We start from the raw sequence: 21,178 nt of genomic DNA, 5'->3' as shown, positions 1-21,178 counted from the left end.
CGCGCTTTAGAAATAGATGTCGATGTAATCGGTCAGATAATCGCACCATTCGAAGGTGCGCATCCGGTAATATTTTCGCCCCTGAGTGACTTCGAAGCGCCAGAGACGGTCCGCTTTGCATTGCCGGTCTGCATCGGGCGTGCCGGTAATCTCGATCGTTCCATCGAGTACGAAATAGCCGGGGCCGATCTCGGTAATCGCGCCGTAGACTGCCAGGCGGCCACCATCGGCTCCGCTCTGCTGGCCGGACAGGCGATAGCTGCCTTCCGGGTCCTCGAACACCAGCGCCGGGCCGCGTTCTTCCCAGCCGATCCATTGCAAGGTCATGCCGCTGTTCTGTTTGAGCCGGGTGGCATCGACGGCACTGGAAACGCGGGTAGGCGCCGGCGTTCCTGACACAGGTTCTGCCGCCGCAGGGGGATCGATTGCAGGTACTGACTCAGTTGCCGACGGTGGCGCTGCCTCGGCTATGGGCGTGCTCGACAATTCCGCCGCCTGCGTGCAGGCACTGGCTCCGGCAAGACAGAACGAGGCTAGGATAAGACGCATGGCTGGCAACTCCTGTCCGGCAGCCCGATTTCGGCTTCAAGCTGCGATTAAGCTTGGTTATGGTAGAAAACAAACATGAACAGGCGCGAAATCATCAAGGGTGGCATTGTTGCAGGGGCGCTGGGCGCTCTGCCTGCACGTGTCTTTGCCCAACCCATGGCGGGCAGCCTGCGCGACCGCGAGCTATTTGCCATTGCCAAGCGGGAACTGGACAAGGCCGGCGACGCCATCTGGAAACGCGACATTGTCGGCATCGCCGATTACGGTGTGCGCTCCAGCGAACCGCGTTTCCATTTCGTCAATCTGGGCCTCGGCAAGGTCGACAGCTATCACGTCAGCCATGGCACCGGTTCCGATCCGGAGCATGATGGCTGGCTCAACAATTATTCCAATGTCGAAGGCTCCAACGCCACCAGCAAGGGCGCCTACGTCACTTGGGAATGGTACAAGGGCCGCTATGGCACCTCGGTTCGTCTCGGCGGGCTCGACCCGACCAATGATAACGCGCTGCGCCGCTATATCGTGATGCACCGTGCGAAATATGCAGAACAATCGCATCTGGAGCGCTGGGGCCGCCTAGGCCGCTCCAACGGGTGTTTCGCGATGGGCGAAGACCAGTTTCGTATTGCTTTGCTAAACCTGTCGGGCGGTCGGCTGCTTTATGCTGACAGCCTAGGGCTGGCGGCTGATGGCAGCCGGGTCACGCCCCCTGCCCCCGAACCGAAGCCGGACCTCAAAATCCTGCAGCCAGACCCGCCGCAGGGCGAGCAAATTCTCAACCCCGGCGTGTACTAAAGCGTTTCCCCGGCCGCCAAATTGCGGCCGCGAAACTCACGCCCGCGGGTCGTCCTCGATCACGATAATCTGTTCATTGGTCACGCGGCTGCGATTCGCCACGCGCGGGGCGTCCAGCGACGCGAGCACAGGTGCATCGCGGCCGTAAATATCGGGGAAGCTCGACAGCTTGCCGTTAATGTCCTGCGCCATCGTGAAATAGGTGATGTAGGCGGGCATTGTTTTCTTGAACGGCACCCGCGTGTATTTTCCGCTGGAGAGCTTTGCTACGCCTTCTTCCGCCGTCAGACCGGCCTGCAGAATTGCCAGAGTCAGCGCCAGCTCGGACGCCCGCTCGGTGCGGATGCAGCCATGGCTCAGCGCCCGCTTGCTGCTGTTGAACAGGCCGCGGCTCGGCGTGTCGTGGAAGAAAATCGCATGCCGGTTCGGCATATCCAGCTTCATTTTGCCGAGCGAATTGGTCGGGCCGGGCTGCTGGACGACCGTCACCCAGCCATTGGCACCCTTCTTCGCGGTATAGCCCTTGCTGCGCGCCCAGCCGGGATTGTTCAGCACGCGGGCACCAAGCCCCTCGCCTTTCACAATGCTCTGCGGCACCGTCCATGTCGGGTTGAGGATTACCCCCTCGACGCTTTCCGCGAGTTGCGGCGTGGCCGTGCGGCCCGGCTTGCCGACGATAGTCCGATAGGTGCGAACAATGTTGTCGTTGACCGTCAGGCGTAGCTGATATTCCGGCACATTGGTGATGAGGTACTGGCTACCCAGATCGCGTGGGAGCCAGCGCCAGCGATCCATATTGGCGCGGATCATCTTGCCGCGCTTGGACATCGGATCGACCGTCGCGAGTTCCTCGCGCAAACGCGCATAATCGGGATGTTCCGGCGCGACCGAGGCCAGGACGCCGGCAATATCGCCATCGGCCAATGCCCGCTGCATCAGATCGCCGGTCCGGTAGCGATCCGCATCAGGGTCCATGACGAACCACTGCTTGCGGGCATCCATCGGGGTACGGCCATCGCGCATGTCTTCAACCAGCCAGGCAAAGCGCTTGCTGGCTTCGCTGTTAAGCGCATCGCTATCGCCCCCGGCCGCCATTACGCGCAGGCTAGCCGCGTCGTAATCGGCAGGGTTCAGACCTTCCTCGGCAATCCCGTCGATCAAATCCGCCAACGCCATCGCCTGATCGGCTGTCCAATTCTGCGTGTCGGGCGCGATCTGCTGAACAGTCGCCATGGTTTCGGCAGGAGCGGGCGCGGTGAGAGCGGTGCCGGTGGTCGGCGCATCATATTCGGGTTCCGCCGCCTTCTCTGTCTGGGGCTTTTCCTCCGGCAAAAGGTTCGCCGGGGCGGCCTGCGCGCTGAGCGTGGCGGGCAAGCAGAATGCTGCGCCGGTTGCCAGAATGAGTGCGGTTTTCGTCTTACGTGTCATCAATCGTCCACCTTGTTGCAGCCAATTTGCCGCGATTGCCCCGTGTCATCAAGAACCCGCGCTTAGCGCAAGCTGAATTTCGCACGACTTGTGCGTTTTCCGCATCATTTCGCGGGATTGCACGCGCCTGATGACGGAGCACCGCCGATTGGATAGAGCCAGCCCGAATGACCCGCCAACATGCTCTGATGCCGATCGCGGCCACATTCGCCGCTGTCGGGCTGCTGGCACTGATGGATGCCTTCATGAAAGGCGCGGCTTTGGCGGCGGGGGTTTACAGCGCGACCTTGCTGCGCGCGGCAATGTCTTGCGGGCTTGCGGCGCCGATCTGGCTGATTGGCGGTGGCCGCTGGCCAGCGAAGAAGGCGCTCAAGCTGCACCTGATGCGCGGTTTTGTCTCGGCCATCATGGCGCTGACATTCTTCTATGCGATCACCAAGCTGCCAATAGCAGAAGCGATTGCCATTTCATTCATTGCGCCGCTTATCGCACTGTATCTGGCAGCCATCATCCTGAAAGAGACGGTGCAACGCCGCGCAATTGTCGCCTCCCTGCTGGGGTTCGGCGGGACCATCGTGATTGTCGCCGGACGATTGGGTGAGGCCGACGGCAGCGTGGATACCATGCTGGGCCTCGCCGCAATTCTCGTTTCCGCAGTGCTCTATGCCACCAATTTCATCATCATCCGCTTGCAATCGCAGGCCGCAGGCCCGGCCGAAGTTGCCACTTTTCACGGCGGCGTTTCCGCTCTGGTCCTTGCGGTAGCAGCGCCGTGGATGCTGGAATGGCCCGCGACCGAGGCACTCGTGGAAATCGGTGCGGCGGCGGTCCTGACCGTTATGGGGGCCATGCTTCTCGCTTGGGCCTATGCCCGCGAAGAGGCACAAGCGCTGGTGCCGATGGAATATTCCGGCTTCCTGTGGGCTGTGCTCTTCGGCTGGTTGTTCTTCGCAGAGGAAGTTACGCTGACCTCGTTAGCAGGCACAGCACTGATTGTAGCGGGAAGTTTTCTGGCGAGCCGGGGCCGATCGCCCAAGGCTTAGGACTAAGCTGCGCATCCGCAAAAAGATAACGGCCGCTCCCCAACCCCTTGGAGAGCGGCCGCCGAGGCTTCCAGAACTGCGATGCGAATAAAGCAACCTGGAAGGCGACCCTCGGGCCCCCGCGCCACTAGGACGCGAAGCGATGGCTTAAGGTTGGGCTTCGCCCACCTCATGCGCTTGATCGCGTGCATCGGACGAGCGTGCATCGGCAGGATATGCCGAAAACACGATCGCGGCAGAAAAGCACGCAACGACGAAAACAACCGCAGACATAACCCCTGCTTGCAAACTGGCGAGCGAACGCTCTCCGGCTGCTGCCTGTGAAGTTTTCATTCCGCCTACCCCGTGTCCGAACGTTTCTTCGTTGACCAAGGGAATACACGGGCCCGGGCATTCGCCCTAGTAAACTCCTGTAAAATGCCCTGAGCCCTGCTTCCACGCCCCGGATACCCTTGACGAACAGGGCGCTCTGCCGCAGTTGACGCAGCAAGCGCAGCGCACGCCGATACCCCCCGGCGGCCCGCATCAAAACCATCTTCGAAAGGACGCATATGACCCAGGTCGGCAAGGACACGCTCGGCACCCGCAGCACGCTCACGGTAGAGGGCAAGGATTACGCCTATTACTCCTTTGCCAAAGCGGCCGAGACAATCGGCGATGTTTCGCGTCTGCCGTTCAGCATGAAAGTGCTGCTGGAAAACATGCTCCGCTTCGAAGATGGCGGCCACACGGTTTCTACCGACGACGTGCAGGCAATCGCCGACTGGGCGAAGAACCCGACGACCGGCAGCGAGATCCAGTACCGCCCCGCCCGCGTTCTACTGCAGGATTTCACCGGCGTGCCTTGCGTGGTCGATCTGGCTGCCATGCGCGATGCCATTGCCGATCTGGGCGGCGACACAGCCAAGATCAATCCGCAAGTTCCAGTGAACCTCGTGATCGACCACTCCGTTATGGTCGACGAATTCGGCCACCCCAAGGCCTTCGAGAAGAATGTCGAGCTGGAATATGCCCGCAATGCGGAACGCTACGACTTCCTCAAATGGGGTTCCAAGAGCTTCGAGAACTTCTCCGCCGTGCCTCCCGGAACCGGTATCTGCCATCAGGTGAATCTGGAACATATCGGCCGCACCGTCTGGTCGACCGAGGACCAGAACGGCGTTCTGACCGCTTACCCCGACACCTGCGTCGGCACCGACAGCCACACCACCATGATCAATGGTCTGGGCGTTCTCGGCTGGGGCGTCGGCGGCATCGAAGCGGAAGCTGCCATGCTTGGCCAGCCTGTTTCCATGCTGATCCCTAAGGTCGTCGGCTTCAAGCTGGAAGGCAAGATGAACGAAGGCGTGACCGCCACCGATCTGGTGCTGACCTGCGTGCAGATGCTGCGCGAAGTCGGCGTGGTCGGCAGCTTCGTCGAATTTTACGGCCCCGGCGTTTCCACGCTGAGCCTGGCCGACCGTGCAACCATTGCGAATATGGCTCCGGAATACGGCGCGACCTGCGGCTTCTTCGGCGTGGACGACAAGACTCTGGATTATTTGCGCCTGACAGGCCGCGAAGAGCATCAGATCGCGCTGGTAGAGGCCTATTGCCGCGAACAAGGCATGTGGTTCGAGCCGGAGAACGAGCCGGTATTCACCGAAACGCTCAGCCTCGACATGACCAGCGTTGTCCCCAGTCTGGCCGGACCCAAGCGTCCGCAGGATAAGGTCGCGCTGCCCGAAGTGGACGAGCTGTTCAATTCGGACCTCAAGAAACTGTACGGCAAGAGCGAACCGCACCGTGTCGATGTGGACGCGACCGATCACGATATCGGCGACGGCGATGTCGTGATTGCTGCCATCACCAGCTGCACCAACACCTCCAACCCGGATGTGCTGATCGCCGCTGGTCTGGTTGCGAAAAAAGCGCGCGAGAAGGGCCTGCTGCCAAAGCCGTGGGTAAAGACCTCACTCGCACCGGGTTCGCAGGTGGTCACCGATTACCTCGTGAAGTCCGGCCTGCAGGACGATCTCGATGCGATGGGCTTCGATCTGGTCGGTTACGGCTGCACCACCTGTATCGGCAATTCCGGCCCACTGGCCGCGCCGATCAGCAAGGCGATCAACGGCAACGATATCGTCGCCGCCTCTGTATTGTCGGGGAACCGCAATTTCGAAGGCCGCGTATCGCCCGACGTGCGCGCCAATTTCCTCGCCAGCCCGCCGCTCGTGGTCGCCTATTCAGTCCTCGGCACCGTTACGCAGGACATCACGACGACCCCGCTCGGTCAGGATCAGGACGGCAATGACGTGATGTTGGCCGACGTGTGGCCGAGCAATCAAGAAATCGCCGAGCACCGCGCCGCCAATATCGACCGTTCCATGTTCGAGAAGCGCTACGCCAACGTCTATGACGGTGACGAGCATTGGCAGGCAGTAAAGGTCACCGCATCGGACACGTATCAGTGGAACCCGGGCAGCACCTACATCGCCAGCCCGCCATATTTCGAAGGCATGGAGATGACCCCGGCCCCGATCACCGACATCACGGATGCGAAGCCGCTGGCGATCCTCGGCGATTCGACCACGACCGACCACATTTCGCCTGCTGGCGCGATCAAAGAAGAAAGCCCCGCCGGCGAATATCTGCGCGATCACCAGGTCGCGAAGGCGGACTTCAACTCCTACGGCAGCCGCCGCGGCAATCACGACGTGATGATGCGTGGCACCTTTGCCAATATCCGTATCCGCAACGAAATGGTCCCCGGCGTGGAGGGTGGATACACCACCTATAACGGCGAGCAGATGGCGATTTACGATGCCGCCATGAAGCACAAGGAAGACGGCACACCGCTGGTGGTCGTTGCGGGCAAGGAATACGGCACCGGCTCCAGCCGCGACTGGGCGGCCAAGGGCACTATCCTGCTGGGCGTGCGCGCGGTGATCGTGGAAAGCTTCGAGCGGATCCACCGTTCGAACCTGATCGGCATGGGCGTGCTGCCGCTACAGTTCAAAGACGGCGACACTCGCGAAACGCTCAGCCTGGGCGCCAACGATACCTTCTCGATCAAGGGACTGACCAGCCTCAGCCCGCGTCAGGATGTCGAAGTCGAAGTGACCCGCGAAGATGGCAGCACCTTCGCGTTCACCGCACTGTGCCGGATCGATACCGAAAACGAGTTGGATTATTACCGCAATGGCGGCATTCTCCAGTATGTGATCCGCAAGCTGGCTGCCAACTGATGCAGCGACACTTAGCCGGCTGCCTGATACCTTTCGTATTGCTGGCGGCCGGCTGCGTCAGCGCGGATGCGGGATCGACATCGACGGTCATCGGGGAACCGGTGGCCGCCAGCGTCACAACGCTCAGTGCAAGCGAGCTGGCACCGCTTGTCGAGGCCGGCTCGATTGTCCTTGTCGATGTCCGCACGGACGAGGAGGTCGCCGAAGGCATGATCCCGGGCGCGATCCACATGCCACTGGCCGATTTCGATCCGCTGGCCCTGCCCGATCCTGACGATGCAGAGATCATCCTCTATTGCAGGTCCAGCCGGCGATCGGGACAGGCCGCCCAGCAATATGTAGAGGCAACGGGCCTCTCCATACGGCATCTGGACGGCGGTATTCTCGCCTGGCAGGCCGCCGATCTTCCTGTCGAAACACCGGACTAACATCCTTGTCCAAGACAAAGAAAAGGGCGGCTCCCGTGATGGGGGCCGCCCTTTCCCGTTGGAACAAAGAGGCGAGCGTTACGCTGCCTTTTTGTCTTTTTTCACGGCCCACTTGCGGCGGCCGAGAATGGCTGCTGCGGCTGCGCCGAAGAGGATAGTCATGGGCGGTGCCGGGACCGGCGTTCCGCTGGTGCCACCCGAGGTTCCGCCGCTCGACGAAGAGCTGCTGCCCGAGGAGCTGGACGAGCCGGAGCTGCTGCCCGACGAGGAGCTGGAGCTGCTGCTCGAGCTGCTGGAGGACGAGGAGCTCGTGCTCGAGGTCAGGACACCCGACGTTCCGCCGCTGGAAGACGAGGAGCCGGAGCTGCTCGAGCTGCCCGAAGACGAACCGCTGGAGGTCGCGCCGCCCGTGGTGCCGCCCGAAGAGCTGGAGCCCGACGAACTGGAGCTGCTCGAAGAAGAGCTGCTGCTCGAGCCGCTGCTGGTTGCGCCGCCAGTGGTCGTTCCGCCGGTCGTACCGCCCGAGCTGGAGCTCGACGAGGACGAGGAGGAGCTGGAGCCGCTCGACGAGGAGCTGCTGCCACCTGGGTTCATGCCGCCGCTGGTCGTGGTGGATGGCGGGTGAGGTCCAGGACCACCGCTTGTCGTGTTGCCCGACGTACCGCCAGAGCTCGACGAGCTGGAGGAAGACGAAGAGCTGGAGCTGCTGCTGGACGAACCGCTGCTGCCGGAGCCGCCGCTACCGCCCGAGCTGGACGAAGACGAACCGGACGAACTGCTCGAGGAAGAGCTGCTACCGCTCGAACCACCCGACGTGCCGCCGCTGGTGCCACCCGACGAGCTGGAACTCGACGAAGAAGAACCGGAGCTGCTGCTCGACGAAGAACCGCCGGAGGTGTTGCCGCTCGTGCCGCCGGACGTACCGCCCGAGCTGCTCGAGGAGGAGGAACTGGACGAGCTGCTCGACGAAGAGCTGCTGCCGCTGGAGCCACCCGACGTGTTCCCGCTGGTTCCGCCCGAAGTGCCGCCCGACGAGCTGGAGCTCGACGACGAGGAGCTGCTGGACGAAGACGAGCTGGAGCTGCTCGAGCTGACATTGCCCGAAGAGCTGGAAACGTTGCCCGAGCTTGACGAGACGTTGCCCGAAGAGCTGGAGACGTTGCCGGAGCTCGAAGAGACATTGCCCGAAGAACTGGAAACGTTGCCGGAGCTGGACGAGACGTTGCCCGAAGAGCTCGACACATTGCCCGACGAGGAGACATTGCCCGAGCTGGACGAAACGTTGCCCGACGAGGACACGTTGCCCGAAGAACTCGTCACGCCGCCCGTGCTGGTCGATGTGCTGATTCCACCGGTGGAGGTGCTGACACCGCCCGTGCTGGTCGTGCTGCCACCGATATTGATATCGATGTTGATGCCGCCCGAGGTTCCGTCGCCGCCACCGCTTGTGGTCGTGGTCGTGGTGCCGCCCGAGGTGTTGCCACCGCTGGTCGTTGTGGTCGTGGTGCCGCCGGACGTGTTGCCCGATGTGCCACCCGAGGTCGAGGTCGAGCCGCCGGAGGTCGACGTCGACCCGCCCGATGTACCGCCGCCCGACGTGGTCGTGGTGGAGCTGACAACGACGCTGCCGCCGCCGCCCGAACCGCCGCCACCGAAGAAGCCGCCGAAGAAGCCTCCACCGAAGCCGCCGCCAAAGCCGCCGCTGCCGCCGATTACGGTCACACCGCCACCGCTGCCGCTGCCGCCTACGAAGGGCGGTGCGGGCGGAAGAGGAACGGGCACAGCCGTCGGGACGACTGCAACCTGCGTGCCGTAGGCGCAGCCATTGGCATCATACATAATGCGCGAACCGCCAGCGATGCCGCCTGCTCCCGCACCGTATCCATAAGCACCTTGGCCATAAGCCGGGCCGTGAGCGATCGGTGCGCCATGCTGGGCACCCGCACCACCAGGACCGTGAGCGATCGTTGCGCCGCCCATTCCGGCGCCAGCGCCGTAGGGTTCGCATTCGACAACGCGCTTAACGATCCGGCGCTTGCGCTGAACCGTCTTGGGAACGCGGCGTTCGACGACCTTGCGTTCCTTCACGTATTTGATGGGCTGTGCCTTCACCGTCTTACCGGATTTGTACACAGGGCTATCTGTGATCGGCTGTTCCGCAACGTGAACCGCGCCGCCTGCGAGCAAAGCTCCGCCCGCAGCTGTTGCGGACAATTTCGCCAGGGCCATTTTTACCGACATGGGCAAACTCTCTATTCCAACTGGGGCTTTCCCTTGGGCCGGCGGGTCCGGCTGTGGGCGTATCCCCGTGGTCCCCTTGGAACAGGTCAAACCTATAAGCGGCAATGCGGTTAACTATGAAAATGGCCTCCGGAGTCGAAATAAATGACCGGAAATCGGCGCGATTCGGCAACTTGTCCCGTTCTGGAACCGTTCAGGCAGTGAACCTTTCGCCGCTGTTAATCTTTTGTGTCGAACAAACCTGTTTGCGGCGACTCAGGCGTAGAGGCCGGGGGAGCTGCAGGCGGGGAGCGGTCCAGATGCTCCCACGCGCGGTCATTCAGGCACCGCCCGCGCGCAGTCCGGGCAACCAGACCCAGCTGGATCAAGAACGGTTCGACCACATCCTCGATCGTATCGCGCGGCTCGGCGAGGCCCGCCGCCAACGTCTCCACGCCCACCGGGCCGCCTTTATAGATGTCCGCGATCATCAGCAGGTAACGGCGGTCCATCGCGTCCAGACCCAGGCTATCGACTTCCAGCCGGGTCAGCGCCTTGTCGGCAATATCGGCAGTTACGCTGCCCGACTGCGCCACTTCGGCGAAGTCGCGCACCCGGCGCAGCAGGCGGCCCGCCACGCGCGGCGTGCCTCGCGCGCGGCGCGCAATCTCGCGCGCGCCTGCGGGCTCTATAGCCAGATCCATCAGCCCCGCACCGCGCGTCACCACCCGCTCCAGCTCTTCCTCGGTGTAGAAGGTCAGGCGGATCGGGATGCCGAAACGGTCGCGCAAGGGGGTGGTCAGCAGCCCCTGCCGCGTGGTCGCGCCGATCAGGGTGAAGGGCGGCAGATCGATCCGCACACTGCGTGCAGAAGGCCCCTCCCCGATGATCAGATCGAGCGCGCGGTCCTCCATGGCAGGGTACAGCACTTCTTCGACCACGGGGTTGAGACGATGAATCTCGTCGATGAACAGCACATCGTGCGGCTCCAGATTGGTCAGCAGCGCCGCCAAATCGCCCGCCTTGGCAATCACCGGGCCGGAAGTGGCGCGAAAGCCGACGCCGAGTTCCTTGGCGACGATCTGCGCCAGCGTGGTCTTGCCCAGCCCTGGAGGCCCGAAGAACAGCGTATGGTCCATCGCCTCGCCCCGCGATTTCGCGGCCTGAATGAACACGCGCAGGTTTTCCCGCGCGCCCTGCTGCCCGACAAACTCTTTAAGCGATTTCGGGCGCAGTGCCGCATCCGGGTCCTCCGGCTGGCGGTCTGGTGTGTGGAGGGGTTGGTCGGTCATCTAGAACGGATTCAACGTATAGCCATCGGCTTGCAGCAGCGCGTGGGCGGTCATCGCGGACAGCGCGACTTCCACGCCCGGCAGCAAGTCAGCGGTCTCGTCCACGCCCTGCGCGGCGGCGCTTTGGCCGCATAGGATGATGCGCACGCCGTGGTCTGTCAGTGCGCTGATCAGGCCAACATTCGGGTTCTCCGCGCCATCGAAGCGGGCGGCGTAGGCTTCGGCGGTCAGCAGATCGAGCGTGGCCTTGCCGTGTACCACCACGGCCACTTGCGTTGCGTCTACCGGCAGTCGAGCCTTGGCGTGCATGTTGATCAGCCGCGATGCGCTGAACAGGGTGAGGTTCACGCCCTCATCCGCCTGCTTCGCTGCGTCCATCGCCACGCGGAAGGTCGCGCCTTCGGGGATCGGCATGGTCGCCTCAACCTCAGCCGCCGGGCCATAGTCCTCGAACACCGGCCCCATGGAGAAGCGGCCCATGTCCGGCTCCTGCGCCAACGCGCCGGTTGCCGCCGTTAGGACCACGAAGCCAATCACTGCTTTCAACATCCCGCTCTCCATCATCACGCCCCGCATCATCCCGTCGCCTTCTTCAGCGCCACGCGGATCAGGTCGCCTTCGCCCGCGCCCTCGCCCAGTTCGGCCTGCGCTGCGGCCACGGCCTGCGCAGCGAGTGCCGGTTTGAAGCCGAGGTTCTCCAGCGCCGAGACCGCATCCGCACTCGCCCCGCCGGTTGGTGTCATCACCGCACCGCCGCCACCAGCGCTCACGGGCAGAGCGCCTGCCTTGTCCTTCAGCTCGTTCACGATCCGCCCTGCCAGTTTCGGCCCGACGCCCTGCGCCCGCGCCACCATGGCCGCATCGCCGCCCGCGCACGCGGCCTGAACCTCTCCGGTCGACAGCGCGCTCAGGATCGCAAGCGCGACCTTGCTGCCCACGCCCTGCACACTGGTCAGCAGGCGGAACCAGTCACGCTCGGCGGCCTCCGCAAAACCCAGCAGCCGCATATCGTTCTCGCTCACCTGCAGATCGGTATAAACGGTGCACGCCTCCCCCGTCTCGCCCAGCGCGCTGAGTGTGCGGGCCGAGCAGTGGACCAGATAGCCCACGCCCGCGACGTCGATCACCGCCCAGTCGGTGCCGGTTTCGTCGAGCAGACCCTTGAGCTTTGCAATCATGCTTTGTTCTTGGGGCACAAGACAAGATTGGTCCAGCGGGAATGGACAGGCTCCCACAATTGCGGGCATGAGGCGCGACATGAGCTGGAACACATTCGGACGCATCTTGCGCTTTACTACCTGGGGCGAGAGCCACGGCCCCGCCATTGGCGCGGTGCTGGACGGGTGCCCGCCGGGCATCGCGCTCAGCGAAGAGGATATCCAGCCGTGGATGGACAAACGCCGTCCCGGCACCAATCGCTTCACCACCCAGCGGCGCGAGCCCGATCAGGTCCGCATCCTCTCCGGCGTGTTCGAGGCTCCTGATGGAGTCCAGCGGACCACTGGAACCCCGATCAGCCTGATGGTCGAGAATGTCGATCAGCGCAGCAAAGACTATTCCGAAGTCGCCAAGGCCTATCGCCCCGGCCATGCCGATTACACCTATGATGCCAAATACGGCTTTCGCGATTATCGCGGCGGTGGCCGCTCGAGCGCGCGGGAGACCGCGATGCGGGTGGCCGTGGGCGCAGTGGCGCGTAAGATCATTCCCGATGTCACGATCACCGGCTGGACCGAGCAGATCGGTGAGAGCCCCATCCTTTACTCGCGCTTCGATGCGGACGAGATCGGCAATAACCCCTTCTTCTGTCCCGACCCCGAGGCCGCCAAAGCCTGGGAGAAGCTGATCGACGATACCCGGAAGGCTGGCTCTTCGCTGGGCGCAAATGTGGTGTGCGAGGCAACCGGCGTTCCGGCTGGCTGGGGCGCGCCTGTGTACGCCAAGCTGGACGCCGACATCGCGGCCGCCATGATGAGCATCAATGCTACCAAGGGCGTCGAGATCGGCGATGGTTTCGCCGCTGCCATGGCCAGCGGAGAGGCCAATGCCGATGCCATGCGGCCCGGTAACGGCGACACTCCGGAATTCAGGGCCAACCATGCAGGCGGCATCGCAGGAGGGATCAGCACCGGACAGCCGGTGCGCAGCCGCGTGGCCTTCAAGCCGACCAGTTCCATCCTGACCCCCGTGGAGACGATCGACCGCGACGGCAATGCCACCGAAATCCGCACCAAGGGGCGCCACGACCCCTGCGTCGGCATTCGCGGGGTGCCGGTGGTGGAGGCGATGATGGCGCTGGTGCTGGCCGATCACTTCCTGCTCGACCGCGCGCAGGTGGGCACGCGGTAGCAGGCGGCGCAGATGGTCCTTCGGCCCGGCTTGCAGCGCGGCGAGATCCGCACCATCTGCAGCTCATGAGTTCAGCCGTCACAGTCTGGTACGATGGAGCTTGCCCGCTTTGCCTGCGGGAAATCGGCGTCGTGCGCAAACTGGACCGGCGCGGGGCAATCAAGTTTGTCGATGTGTCAGCAGGCCAGCCCGAAAGCTGCCCGATCGATCAAAGCGAATTGCTGGCCCGGTTCCATGCGAGCGAGGATGGCGAAGTGCTGTCCGGGGCGGCGGCCTTTGCAGCCATGTGGCGCGCCATTCCCATGCTGCGCCCGCTGGGTCTGCTCGCCCGCAATGCAGCGGTTCTGCGGGTTTTGGAACGGATTTACACCGTGTTCCTGCGGCATCGGCCAAAGCTCCAGAAGCTCTTTCGCCGCTGACAGGCTAAGCCGATTAATATTCGGCAATTAATCGATTGGACGGATGAAACTTTTCGGCCCATCAAACGCTCATAGAGTTATACCGATTCCCTAAATCTCAGGAGAGAACACAATGGACGCGAAGACAGGTGAAATCAGCGGCGGATGCCCCTTCAATGGCGATGCGGGCATGCGCTCGCTGCTTGGTCGGCAGAACCGCGACTGGTGGCCCGACAGCCTCGATCTCGAAATTCTGACGCAGGGCGGCAAAACTGCCGATCCGATGGGCGAAGATTTCGATTACGCAGAAGCTTTCAACGCGATCGATTATGATGCGCTGAAGGCTGATCTGACCGCGCTGATGACCGACGATCAGGAGTGGTGGCCAGCCGATTACGGCCATTACGGCCCGTTCTTCATCCGCATGGCATGGCACGCCGCCGGCACCTATCGCACCGGCGATGGCCGCGGCGGTGCAGGTAGCGGCCAACAGCGTTTCGCTCCGCTCAACAGCTGGCCCGATAACGGCAACCTCGACAAGGCGCGCCGTCTGCTGTGGCCGATCAAACAGAAATACGGCAAGCACATCAGCTGGGCCGATCTGTTCATCCTGACGGGCAACGTCGCCATCGAAAGCATGGGCGGCCCGGTCTTCGGTTTCGGCGGCGGCCGTGCCGACGTGTTTGAGCCAGAAACGGTTTATTGGGGCACGGAAGAACAGTGGGTCGATACGGGCGCAGAAACCCGCATCCAGCCCGATGAAGGCATGGCGCTGGAAAACCCGCTCGCGGCGATCCAGATGGGCCTGATCTACGTCAATCCCGAAGGCCCGGGCGGCAACCCCGATCCGCTGCAATCGGCCCGCGACATGCGCACCACGTTCGACCGTATGGCGATGAATGACGAGGAAACCGTTGCTCTGACCGCTGGCGGCCACGCCTTTGGCAAGGCCCACGGCGCGGCCCCGTCCGACACGTTCGGCGGCGCTCCGGAAAGCGAAGTCCTCGCTCTGCAGGGCTTTGGCTGGCTGAATGACGAGGAAGAGATTGCCAAGGGCAACATCACAACCTCCGGCATCGAAGGCGCATGGTCGAACAACCCAACCAGCTGGAGCCACGATTATTTCCGCCTGCTGTTCAAGTATGATTACGAACTGACGGAAAGCCCCGCTGGCGCCAAGATGTGGACTCCGGTCAATCCGGAAGAAGCCGACATGGCCCCCGATGCACGTGACCCGAACAAGAAGGTCCCGACCATCATGACCACCGCCGATATGGCGCTGAAGATGGATCCGGAATATCGCAAGATTTCCGAGCGTTTCCTTGCCAACCCGGAACAGCTGGACGACGCCTTCGCCCGCGCATGGTTCAAGCTGTGCCACCGCGATATGGGCCCGAAGGTCCGCTACATGGGCCCTGAAGTGCCGGAAGAAGACCTGATCTGGATGGATCCGGTCCCCGCTGGCACAACCCCGTCAGCCGACACCGTCTCCGCCTTCAAGGCGAAGGTGCTGGATAGCGGCCTGAGCGTATCGGCCCTGGTCAAGGCGGCATGGGCTTCGGCTTCCACCTACCGCAATTCGGACCACCGCGGCGGGGCCAATGGCGCGCATATCCGGTTTGACGCGATCAAGAATTGGGCTGTCAACGACACCGAAGAGCTGGACAAGGTGCTGAGCACGCTGGACGGTATTCGCGGTGACCTGTCGATGGCGGATGCCATCGTACTAGGCGGTGCGGCAGCGATCGAGAAAGCGGCCAAGGATGGCGGCCACTCGGTCAGCGTCGATGTCACCACCGGACGCGGCGACGCGACCGAAGACCAGTTCGACGCCGAAAGCTGGGAGCCAATGGAACCCTTCGCCGATGGTTTCCGCAACTATCTGCGGACCAAGGCATCGGTGAAGACCGAAGATATGTTGGTCGACAAGGCGAACCTGCTGGGTCTGTCCATCCCCGAAATGACCGCATTGGTCGGCGGGATGCGCGCGCTTGCAGCCAACACCGGCAACACGTCGCACGGCGTTTTGACCGACCGGGCCGGCACATTGTCGAACGACTTCTTCGTCAATCTGCTGGACATGGGCACCAAATGGACCGTGGTCGACGAGAGCGGTGACGAGGAATTTGTCGGCACCGATCGCAAGTCTGGCGAAAAGAAATACACAGCCACGCGCACCGATCTGGTCTTCGGTTCCAACTCGCAATTGCGGGCTATTGCTGAAACCTATGCAGAAAATGGCGGTGAAGAGCGTTTCATCAGCGATTTCGTCGCAGCATGGACCAAGGTGATGGACGCAGACCGGTTTGACATTTCTTACGCGAAGTATCATTCCTAAGAATACAAAATCCCGAAAGGAATAATCCTTCGGGTCGCAAGGAGCCCTCGGCGGAAACGCCGGGGGCTTTTTGCTATCATCGTAAGCTTAGCCACCCTGTGAAAGAACCCGCATGAACGCCCCGACCACATCCGGCCTTTCGCCAGTCGCCCGTCTATCCGCAGGGGCGATTGCGCTCGCCGCGTTTGGCGCGCTGGGCCTGCAGATCACGATCAATTCAGGCGAAGAGCTGTCGCCGTTCGCCTCTGCCGGCTTGATGCTGCGATATTTCACCATCTGGGGCAATTTGGCCGCCGCGATCCTGATGCTGCATCTGGCGCGCGGCAAGACCGTGCGGGCGGACATCATGGCGGCGCTGTCCACCGCGCTGGCGATCATCGCGGTCGTCTATTGGGGCCTGCTATCGGGGATGCACCACCCCGCCGGGCTGGACCGCGTGACCAACCAGTTTCACCACACGATCATCCCGGTCGCGACCATTGGCTGGTGGATGGCGTTCTCTCCCAAAGTCGCCTCCATCCCGCGCGCGCTGGTGGTGATTATGGCCGGGCCGCTGGTCTACACTGCGTTTGCGCTGGTCGTGGGCGCAGTGACCGGTTTCTACGCCTATTTCTTTCTCGATCGGAGCACGCTGTCGTGGGGCGAGATTGCGCTTTACCAGACGGGCTTGGCCGCATTCTTTGCAGTGACCGGAGCAGCACTGATCGCAATCAAACGGCTGACCCGCCGATAGCGCGCTTTACAGCCAGCCTGCGTCTTTCAGCGGAGCGACGTTGGCGCGCGACACCGGAGCTTCCAGCCCGCCATCCAGCACCAGCCGGATATTGCGCCCCTCGCGCTTCACATCGCTGACCGCGCCGCGCGCGACCCACCAGCTGCGGTGGACCTGGCGGCCCTCGATCCCGTCCAGCTCCGCCACCGCATCGCGCATCCGCATCAACACCAGATCGGAACCGAGCGCAGTGTGCGCACGGACATAGTGGTCCTCCATCTCCAACGCGATCAACTGTGTGCCGAGTTCAGGAGGTAGACGATCGATGAAGGTGGCACGCGCTGTTGTGTCTTGTTCCGAAGCCTTCGGCTCGGGCTGGGGTATGGGCGCTGGTTCGGGTGCCGGGTCCCGCCGCACTATCACAAAGACCGCCGTGATGATCGCGCCGATCACCAGAACCTGCAAATAATGCTGCAGGGCGACGCTCGCCCCCGGCCACTCCACCCCGCTGGAATAGCGCGGGAGAACCCACACGATAATCGCCATCGGCACCGTCGCAATCAGGCAAGCCGCCAATTGCAAGGTCCAGACCGGCAATTGCAGAACGGGTGCCAGCCGCTGCGCCAGCGTATCGATCGGGGTGTAGAGCGCATATCCGGCATAGGCGAGGCCGAGCCACACGATCAGCCGTGTCGCCAGCGGATCCTGAAAACTACCAAACGGCCCGATCAGCGCCAGCACGATCCCGACAATCGTCATGATCGCAAAATCGATCACCAGCCGCCGGGCAAGCGGGGCCTTTGGAGGGTGGATATCGCTGGCCATCGCTCGCGAAACTAGCGCCCATTCGCGCTTCGTAAAGTGGCAAATAGCCCGAATTCAGCGCTTTTTACGAAGCATCATGCCAGCCTGCGCAGGTGATCTTGCTGGCGAACAGGCATCGTCCAGACAAAGGGGGCAATCTACAAAAAACGGAGAACCCCGATGACCACCTTGACCCAGCAACTGCCCCTGCTTTCCCGCTTCCGGCCTTCCGCAACCACCAATATCGACCCCTTCATTCGGGCAGCGACTGTCATTGTCGGCGGAGGCATGACGGCCGTATGTCTGTTCGCCATTGGCCGCGCGCTGCTCGGTTTTGCACCAGAGCTGCCGCATCTGCGCAACGTGGCGGTGACCCTGCATGTGATCACGGTGCTGCCCTGCGTGCCGCTGGGTATGTGGCTGCTGCTGAACCGCAAGGGCACGCCGATGCACAAGCAACTGGGCAAGCTCTGGGTGCTGTTGATGGCTATCACCGCCACCACCACCCTGTTCATCCGCGACGGGATGGAAATGAGCTGGATCCACATCTTCGTACCGCTGACCTATCGCGCGGTCTGGGCGCTGGTCAGTTCTGCCCGCAAAGGCGACATGCGCAAGCATAAGAACGAGATCTATGGATTGTTCTTCGGTTCGCTGATGATCCCAGGAGTGTGGGCATTCCTTGGCGATTATCGGCTGATGGGGGTCATGCTCTACGGTTGAGCCGCCCGGCCCATTTAGCCCAGCCCTATCAGCGCGCCTCGATCAACCCCGCCGCAGCACAATATACAGCGCGCCGTCGCCCCCGTGGCGGCGGTGCGCCTTGCGGATGGCGGCGATATTGTCTGCGTAATCGCTGGCCGCCAGCCAATCGAGAATCTTCGCCCGGATTGCGCCGCGACTGGTGCCCCGGTCCGCAGCATCCACAGGCCGTTCCTTCCCCGTCACCACCAGCATTACCCGCGCGCCCGAAGCGCTGGCCTGCATCATGCCGCGCATCAGGCGGGTATAGGCGGCGTCCAGTCCATGGCCGTGCAGATCGAGACTGACATCCGGCATGATCTCGCCCGATTTGAGGCGCCTATCCCAATGCCCGTCGAGGCTTCCGCGCAGGGAGCGGGCTTGCGGTTTGGCGCGAGCGGGGGGAGCACTTGGGGCGAGCGCAGGCTTTGTGGCCGCCACGGGTGCGCGCTTGGGCTGCTTGACGAATTTCGGCGGAGCGGGCTTCAAATGCTGGGCGGGCGCCACCGGTTTTGCTTTGGCAACGCGCACAGGCGTATGGGGATGCAGGGGATTGACCGTGGCCGACAGCGCTTCCCACGCCTCCGCCTCCTCCAGAGTCAAACCGCGCGGGTGTGTCATAGGGGTCGGCTCATCGCGCCAGCAGGCGGTCAACCGATCCCTTCGGCAGCAGGATCAGCGCATTGCCACCACTCGACATCTCGCCAGCAATCCGGCGCGCGCTGGGGCCGTTGCCCCAGAAGGTGTCAAACCGGTTCGCGCCTTTGATCGCGCCGCCAGTGTCCTGCGCCACCCACAGACCGTCCGCCTCGTCTTCCTCTATATCGAGGAACACCGGGGCACCGTAAGGCACAAAACGCGGATCGACGGCCACGGAATCGCGCGCCCGCACCGGCACGCCGAGTGATCCCAGCGGCCCGTCGGTGGTCAGCTCGCGGAAGAAAATCCAGCTCTGGTTTTCACGCATCACGCTGTCAGCTTCGCTAGGATTGGCCCGCAGCCAATCGACAATGCCTTGCATGGAGACGGGGTAGTTTGTGCCGTCACCGATTTCGCCGCGCTCACGCAAAGTCCGGCCAATCGCGGTATAGCCGCGCCCGTTCTGCCCGGCATAGCCGATCCGCATCAGCGAATTATCAGGCAGGCGCAGGAGGCCGGAGCCCTGTATCTGCAAGAAGAAGAATTCGATCGCGTCGGCGGCCCAGGCAATCTCCAGCCCGCGTCCCGCCAACGCGCCCAGCTCTATCGCCTCACGGTCCCAATAGGGCACATGCGCACCGGTTTCGTCATAGCGGCCAAGCGGCGGGCGGCCAGAACGCTCGCTCTCGGCCATGGTTTCGGGCCATGCGCGCACCAGATCGTCCGGCATGGAGTAGACCGGCACATCATACCCTGCGGCGCGCGTCCGGCTGCCGCGCAGTTCCGGTTCGAAATAGCCGGTGGCAAACGCCTCGCCATTGCCGATCCGCACCGGTTGGAAATGCTCGGCAAAGAATGCGCGGCCACGGTCGTAACGTGTGTTGTGGGCGGCATCGCATGCGGCTTGCCAATCGCTCGGCCGGGTCAGGCCGCTCTTGTCATCCTTGCGGCTGACCCAGTCGCAGCTTTCGACAAAGGCGGCGAGCGCGGCATTCGCGTCGCTATCCGATACGGGCAGAGCCTCGAAAGCCGGTCCGCGCTCGACGCCGACAAATGCCGCGCTTTGCACTTCGGGTACAGGAGGTGCTGTGGGAGCCGGGGCGGCAATCGGACTTGGAGGCTTAACGGGTTCGGGTGTACTGGCACATCCGGCCACACCAGCCAGCGCGGCAATTGCCATCACATTCAACGCCTGACGCATCGCCATTGCTATTCCCCCGAAAGCGCAAGTGCGGCGCAGCCGATATGCCCGCGCGGATTAAACCCGATGATCAGCCTTCGTCGGTTTCGACCAGTTGCCAATCCGGCCCGGTCGCATCGACATTGCGGGCAAAGGTCCAGATGTCGCGGCTTTCCACCGCATCATCCAGCGAACCGGCAATCAGCACGCCGTCCTTGTCGCGGGTGACAGCGGCAATGTCGGAAACAAAGCGCATGGTCACACGCGCGGTGCGGCCATCCAGTTCGGCATCGCGGATCACCGCCTCTTCAACGCGGATCAGCGTGTTGTCCATCGTCTCGCCAGCGGCGGTGCGTGCATCGATTGCGCCTGCGAAACCGGCATAGACATCATCGTCGCACAGCTCGCGCAATGTGTCCTTGTCGCCTTTCCAGAAGGCATCCAGAACCATGCCGTAGGCGCCCTTCGCGCCTTCGACGAAGCTGGTCACATCAAAGCTGCGATCGGCAGCCGCGATAGCCCGCACGCCTTCTTCGACCACCGGCAACAGATTGGCCTGCTGCTGTGTGTTGACCGCCTGAACCGGCGCGGCAGGCGGCGCTTCGCGGACAGGTTGATCGACTGCGCTGTCCCCGGAATCGAACCGGTGCGTGATCGTCTCCTCCTCATGCTCGGCGCGGTTGCCCAGCACGGAATACAGCCGCAAGCCCAAAAAGGCGGCAATCATGGCGAGGATGACGATCTCGTAAATCACTGGCGTACCTTGTCTTTCATAACCCCTTGCGAAGGGGGTTTTTCATCGCCCCGTAAAGGCCGGGCGAAGAGCCGTCCGGGCAGCTGCGCCCGATCGAAGTCTGTTACCACCCATACATAGGTCGTTATGACATTTCCACAACGTGCACCATTGGGGGTGACACCAGCAAAGCTTTCCGGCCCGCAATCTGTTCCATCGGGCGTGCAGACGGCTTGGCCGATCGCCCGGCTTCGCCATCACAACCCATGACGATTTGTTGCCGCCCGCCACACACAGTGCTA

At 62.9% G+C, this 21,178-nt stretch carries 20 protein-coding genes; 11 read left to right on the top strand and 9 right to left on the bottom strand.

Features of this window, described 5'->3' with window-relative positions; genetic code table 11:
- Positions 1-6: 6 nt before the first annotated feature.
- Positions 7-549: a hypothetical protein gene (locus tag ACFCW2_RS08000; protein WP_379545498.1), complete on the bottom strand. Its 543-nt coding sequence runs from the start codon at positions 547-549 to the stop codon at positions 7-9.
- A gap of 75 nt (positions 550-624) precedes the next feature.
- Between ACFCW2_RS08000 and ACFCW2_RS07995 the strand changes: the two genes are divergently transcribed.
- Positions 625-1,344, top strand: a complete 720-nt coding sequence (locus tag ACFCW2_RS07995; RefSeq protein ID WP_379545496.1) for a murein L,D-transpeptidase catalytic domain-containing protein — start codon at positions 625-627, stop codon at positions 1,342-1,344.
- Positions 1,345-1,380: 36 nt separating this feature from the next.
- On the opposite strand, the gene ACFCW2_RS07990 is transcribed toward ACFCW2_RS07995, so the two are convergent.
- Positions 1,381-2,772 (bottom strand): L,D-transpeptidase family protein, encoded by a 1,392-nt coding sequence (locus tag ACFCW2_RS07990; protein ID WP_379545494.1) that lies wholly within the window; start codon positions 2,770-2,772, stop codon positions 1,381-1,383.
- Between the two features lie 167 nt (positions 2,773-2,939).
- Between ACFCW2_RS07990 and ACFCW2_RS07985 the strand changes: the two genes are divergently transcribed.
- The 5 genes from ACFCW2_RS07985 (at position 2,940) to ACFCW2_RS07965 (ending at position 9,286) form a co-directional block, all read left to right on the top strand.
- Complete coding sequence (locus tag ACFCW2_RS07985; protein WP_379545492.1) at positions 2,940-3,815, top strand: DMT family transporter; 876 nt, start codon at positions 2,940-2,942, stop codon at positions 3,813-3,815.
- A gap of 551 nt (positions 3,816-4,366) precedes the next feature.
- On the top strand, positions 4,367-7,042 hold the full coding sequence (gene acnA, locus ACFCW2_RS07980; RefSeq protein ID WP_379545490.1) for an aconitate hydratase AcnA: 2,676 nt from the start codon (positions 4,367-4,369) through the stop codon (positions 7,040-7,042).
- Positions 7,042-7,470, top strand: a complete 429-nt coding sequence (locus tag ACFCW2_RS07975) for a rhodanese-like domain-containing protein (RefSeq protein WP_379545488.1) — start codon at positions 7,042-7,044, stop codon at positions 7,468-7,470. The genes acnA and ACFCW2_RS07975 overlap by 1 nt, the downstream gene beginning before the upstream one ends.
- Positions 7,471-7,582: 112 nt before the next feature.
- On the top strand, positions 7,583-8,095 hold the full coding sequence (locus ACFCW2_RS07970) for a hypothetical protein (RefSeq protein ID WP_379545486.1): 513 nt from the start codon (positions 7,583-7,585) through the stop codon (positions 8,093-8,095).
- 21 nt (positions 8,096-8,116) lie between these two features.
- Complete coding sequence (locus ACFCW2_RS07965) at positions 8,117-9,286, top strand: hypothetical protein (RefSeq protein WP_379545484.1); 1,170 nt, start codon at positions 8,117-8,119, stop codon at positions 9,284-9,286.
- 643 nt (positions 9,287-9,929) lie between these two features.
- On the opposite strand, the gene ruvB is transcribed toward ACFCW2_RS07965, so the two are convergent.
- The 3 genes from ruvB to ruvA are packed head-to-tail and all read right to left on the bottom strand — an operon-like array spanning position 9,930 to position 12,160.
- Positions 9,930-10,982: a Holliday junction branch migration DNA helicase RuvB gene (ruvB, locus tag ACFCW2_RS07960; protein ID WP_379545482.1), complete on the bottom strand. Its 1,053-nt coding sequence runs from the start codon at positions 10,980-10,982 to the stop codon at positions 9,930-9,932.
- A complete protein-coding gene (locus ACFCW2_RS07955) occupies positions 10,983-11,561 on the bottom strand; it encodes a DsrE family protein (protein ID WP_379545480.1) in 579 nt (192 codons plus the stop codon).
- Positions 11,558-12,160: a Holliday junction branch migration protein RuvA gene (gene ruvA / locus ACFCW2_RS07950; RefSeq protein WP_379545478.1), complete on the bottom strand. Its 603-nt coding sequence runs from the start codon at positions 12,158-12,160 to the stop codon at positions 11,558-11,560. Before ruvA ends, ACFCW2_RS07955 begins: the two co-directional genes overlap by 4 nt.
- A 79-nt stretch (positions 12,161-12,239) precedes the next feature.
- On the opposite strand from ruvA, the gene aroC reads away from it, so the two are divergent.
- From aroC to ACFCW2_RS07930, 4 genes are all read left to right on the top strand, one after another.
- Complete coding sequence (aroC, locus tag ACFCW2_RS07945; RefSeq protein WP_379545476.1) at positions 12,240-13,331, top strand: chorismate synthase; 1,092 nt, start codon at positions 12,240-12,242, stop codon at positions 13,329-13,331.
- Between the two features lie 65 nt (positions 13,332-13,396).
- Complete coding sequence (locus ACFCW2_RS07940) at positions 13,397-13,750, top strand: thiol-disulfide oxidoreductase DCC family protein (RefSeq protein WP_379545474.1); 354 nt, start codon at positions 13,397-13,399, stop codon at positions 13,748-13,750.
- Positions 13,751-13,862: 112 nt separating this feature from the next.
- A complete protein-coding gene (gene katG, locus ACFCW2_RS07935; protein ID WP_379545472.1) occupies positions 13,863-16,067 on the top strand; it encodes a catalase/peroxidase HPI in 2,205 nt (734 codons plus the stop codon).
- A 112-nt stretch (positions 16,068-16,179) separates the two neighbouring features.
- The gene (locus tag ACFCW2_RS07930; protein WP_379545470.1) at positions 16,180-16,800 is read left to right on the top strand and encodes a Pr6Pr family membrane protein; all 621 of its coding nucleotides are present in this window, start codon (positions 16,180-16,182) and stop codon (positions 16,798-16,800) included.
- 6 nt (positions 16,801-16,806) lie between these two features.
- Here the strand turns inward: ACFCW2_RS07930 and ACFCW2_RS07925 are convergent, their stop codons facing one another.
- Positions 16,807-17,604: a LytTR family DNA-binding domain-containing protein gene (locus ACFCW2_RS07925; RefSeq protein WP_379545468.1), complete on the bottom strand. Its 798-nt coding sequence runs from the start codon at positions 17,602-17,604 to the stop codon at positions 16,807-16,809.
- 159 nt (positions 17,605-17,763) lie between these two features.
- On the opposite strand from ACFCW2_RS07925, the gene ACFCW2_RS07920 reads away from it, so the two are divergent.
- Positions 17,764-18,306 (top strand): DUF2306 domain-containing protein, encoded by a 543-nt coding sequence (locus tag ACFCW2_RS07920; protein ID WP_379545466.1) that lies wholly within the window; start codon positions 17,764-17,766, stop codon positions 18,304-18,306.
- Between the two features lie 42 nt (positions 18,307-18,348).
- Here the strand turns inward: ACFCW2_RS07920 and ACFCW2_RS07915 are convergent, their stop codons facing one another.
- From ACFCW2_RS07915 to ACFCW2_RS07905, 3 genes are all read right to left on the bottom strand, one after another.
- Positions 18,349-18,945: a Smr/MutS family protein gene (locus tag ACFCW2_RS07915; RefSeq protein ID WP_379545464.1), complete on the bottom strand. Its 597-nt coding sequence runs from the start codon at positions 18,943-18,945 to the stop codon at positions 18,349-18,351.
- A gap of 10 nt (positions 18,946-18,955) precedes the next feature.
- Positions 18,956-20,164, bottom strand: coding sequence for a murein transglycosylase A (gene mltA, locus ACFCW2_RS07910; RefSeq protein ID WP_379548949.1), 1,209 nt, complete (start codon positions 20,162-20,164; stop codon positions 18,956-18,958).
- Positions 20,165-20,234: 70 nt separating this feature from the next.
- Positions 20,235-20,897: a Tim44/TimA family putative adaptor protein gene (locus ACFCW2_RS07905; RefSeq protein ID WP_379545462.1), complete on the bottom strand. Its 663-nt coding sequence runs from the start codon at positions 20,895-20,897 to the stop codon at positions 20,235-20,237.
- Positions 20,898-21,178: the final 281 nt, after the last annotated feature.

Source organism: Qipengyuania algicola (assembly GCF_042492175.1).
Lineage (GTDB): Bacteria > Pseudomonadota > Alphaproteobacteria > Sphingomonadales > Sphingomonadaceae > CAJXSN01.
Note: the sequence above shows the minus strand (reverse complement) of the source record. Positions and strands in the feature narration are given on the sequence as shown.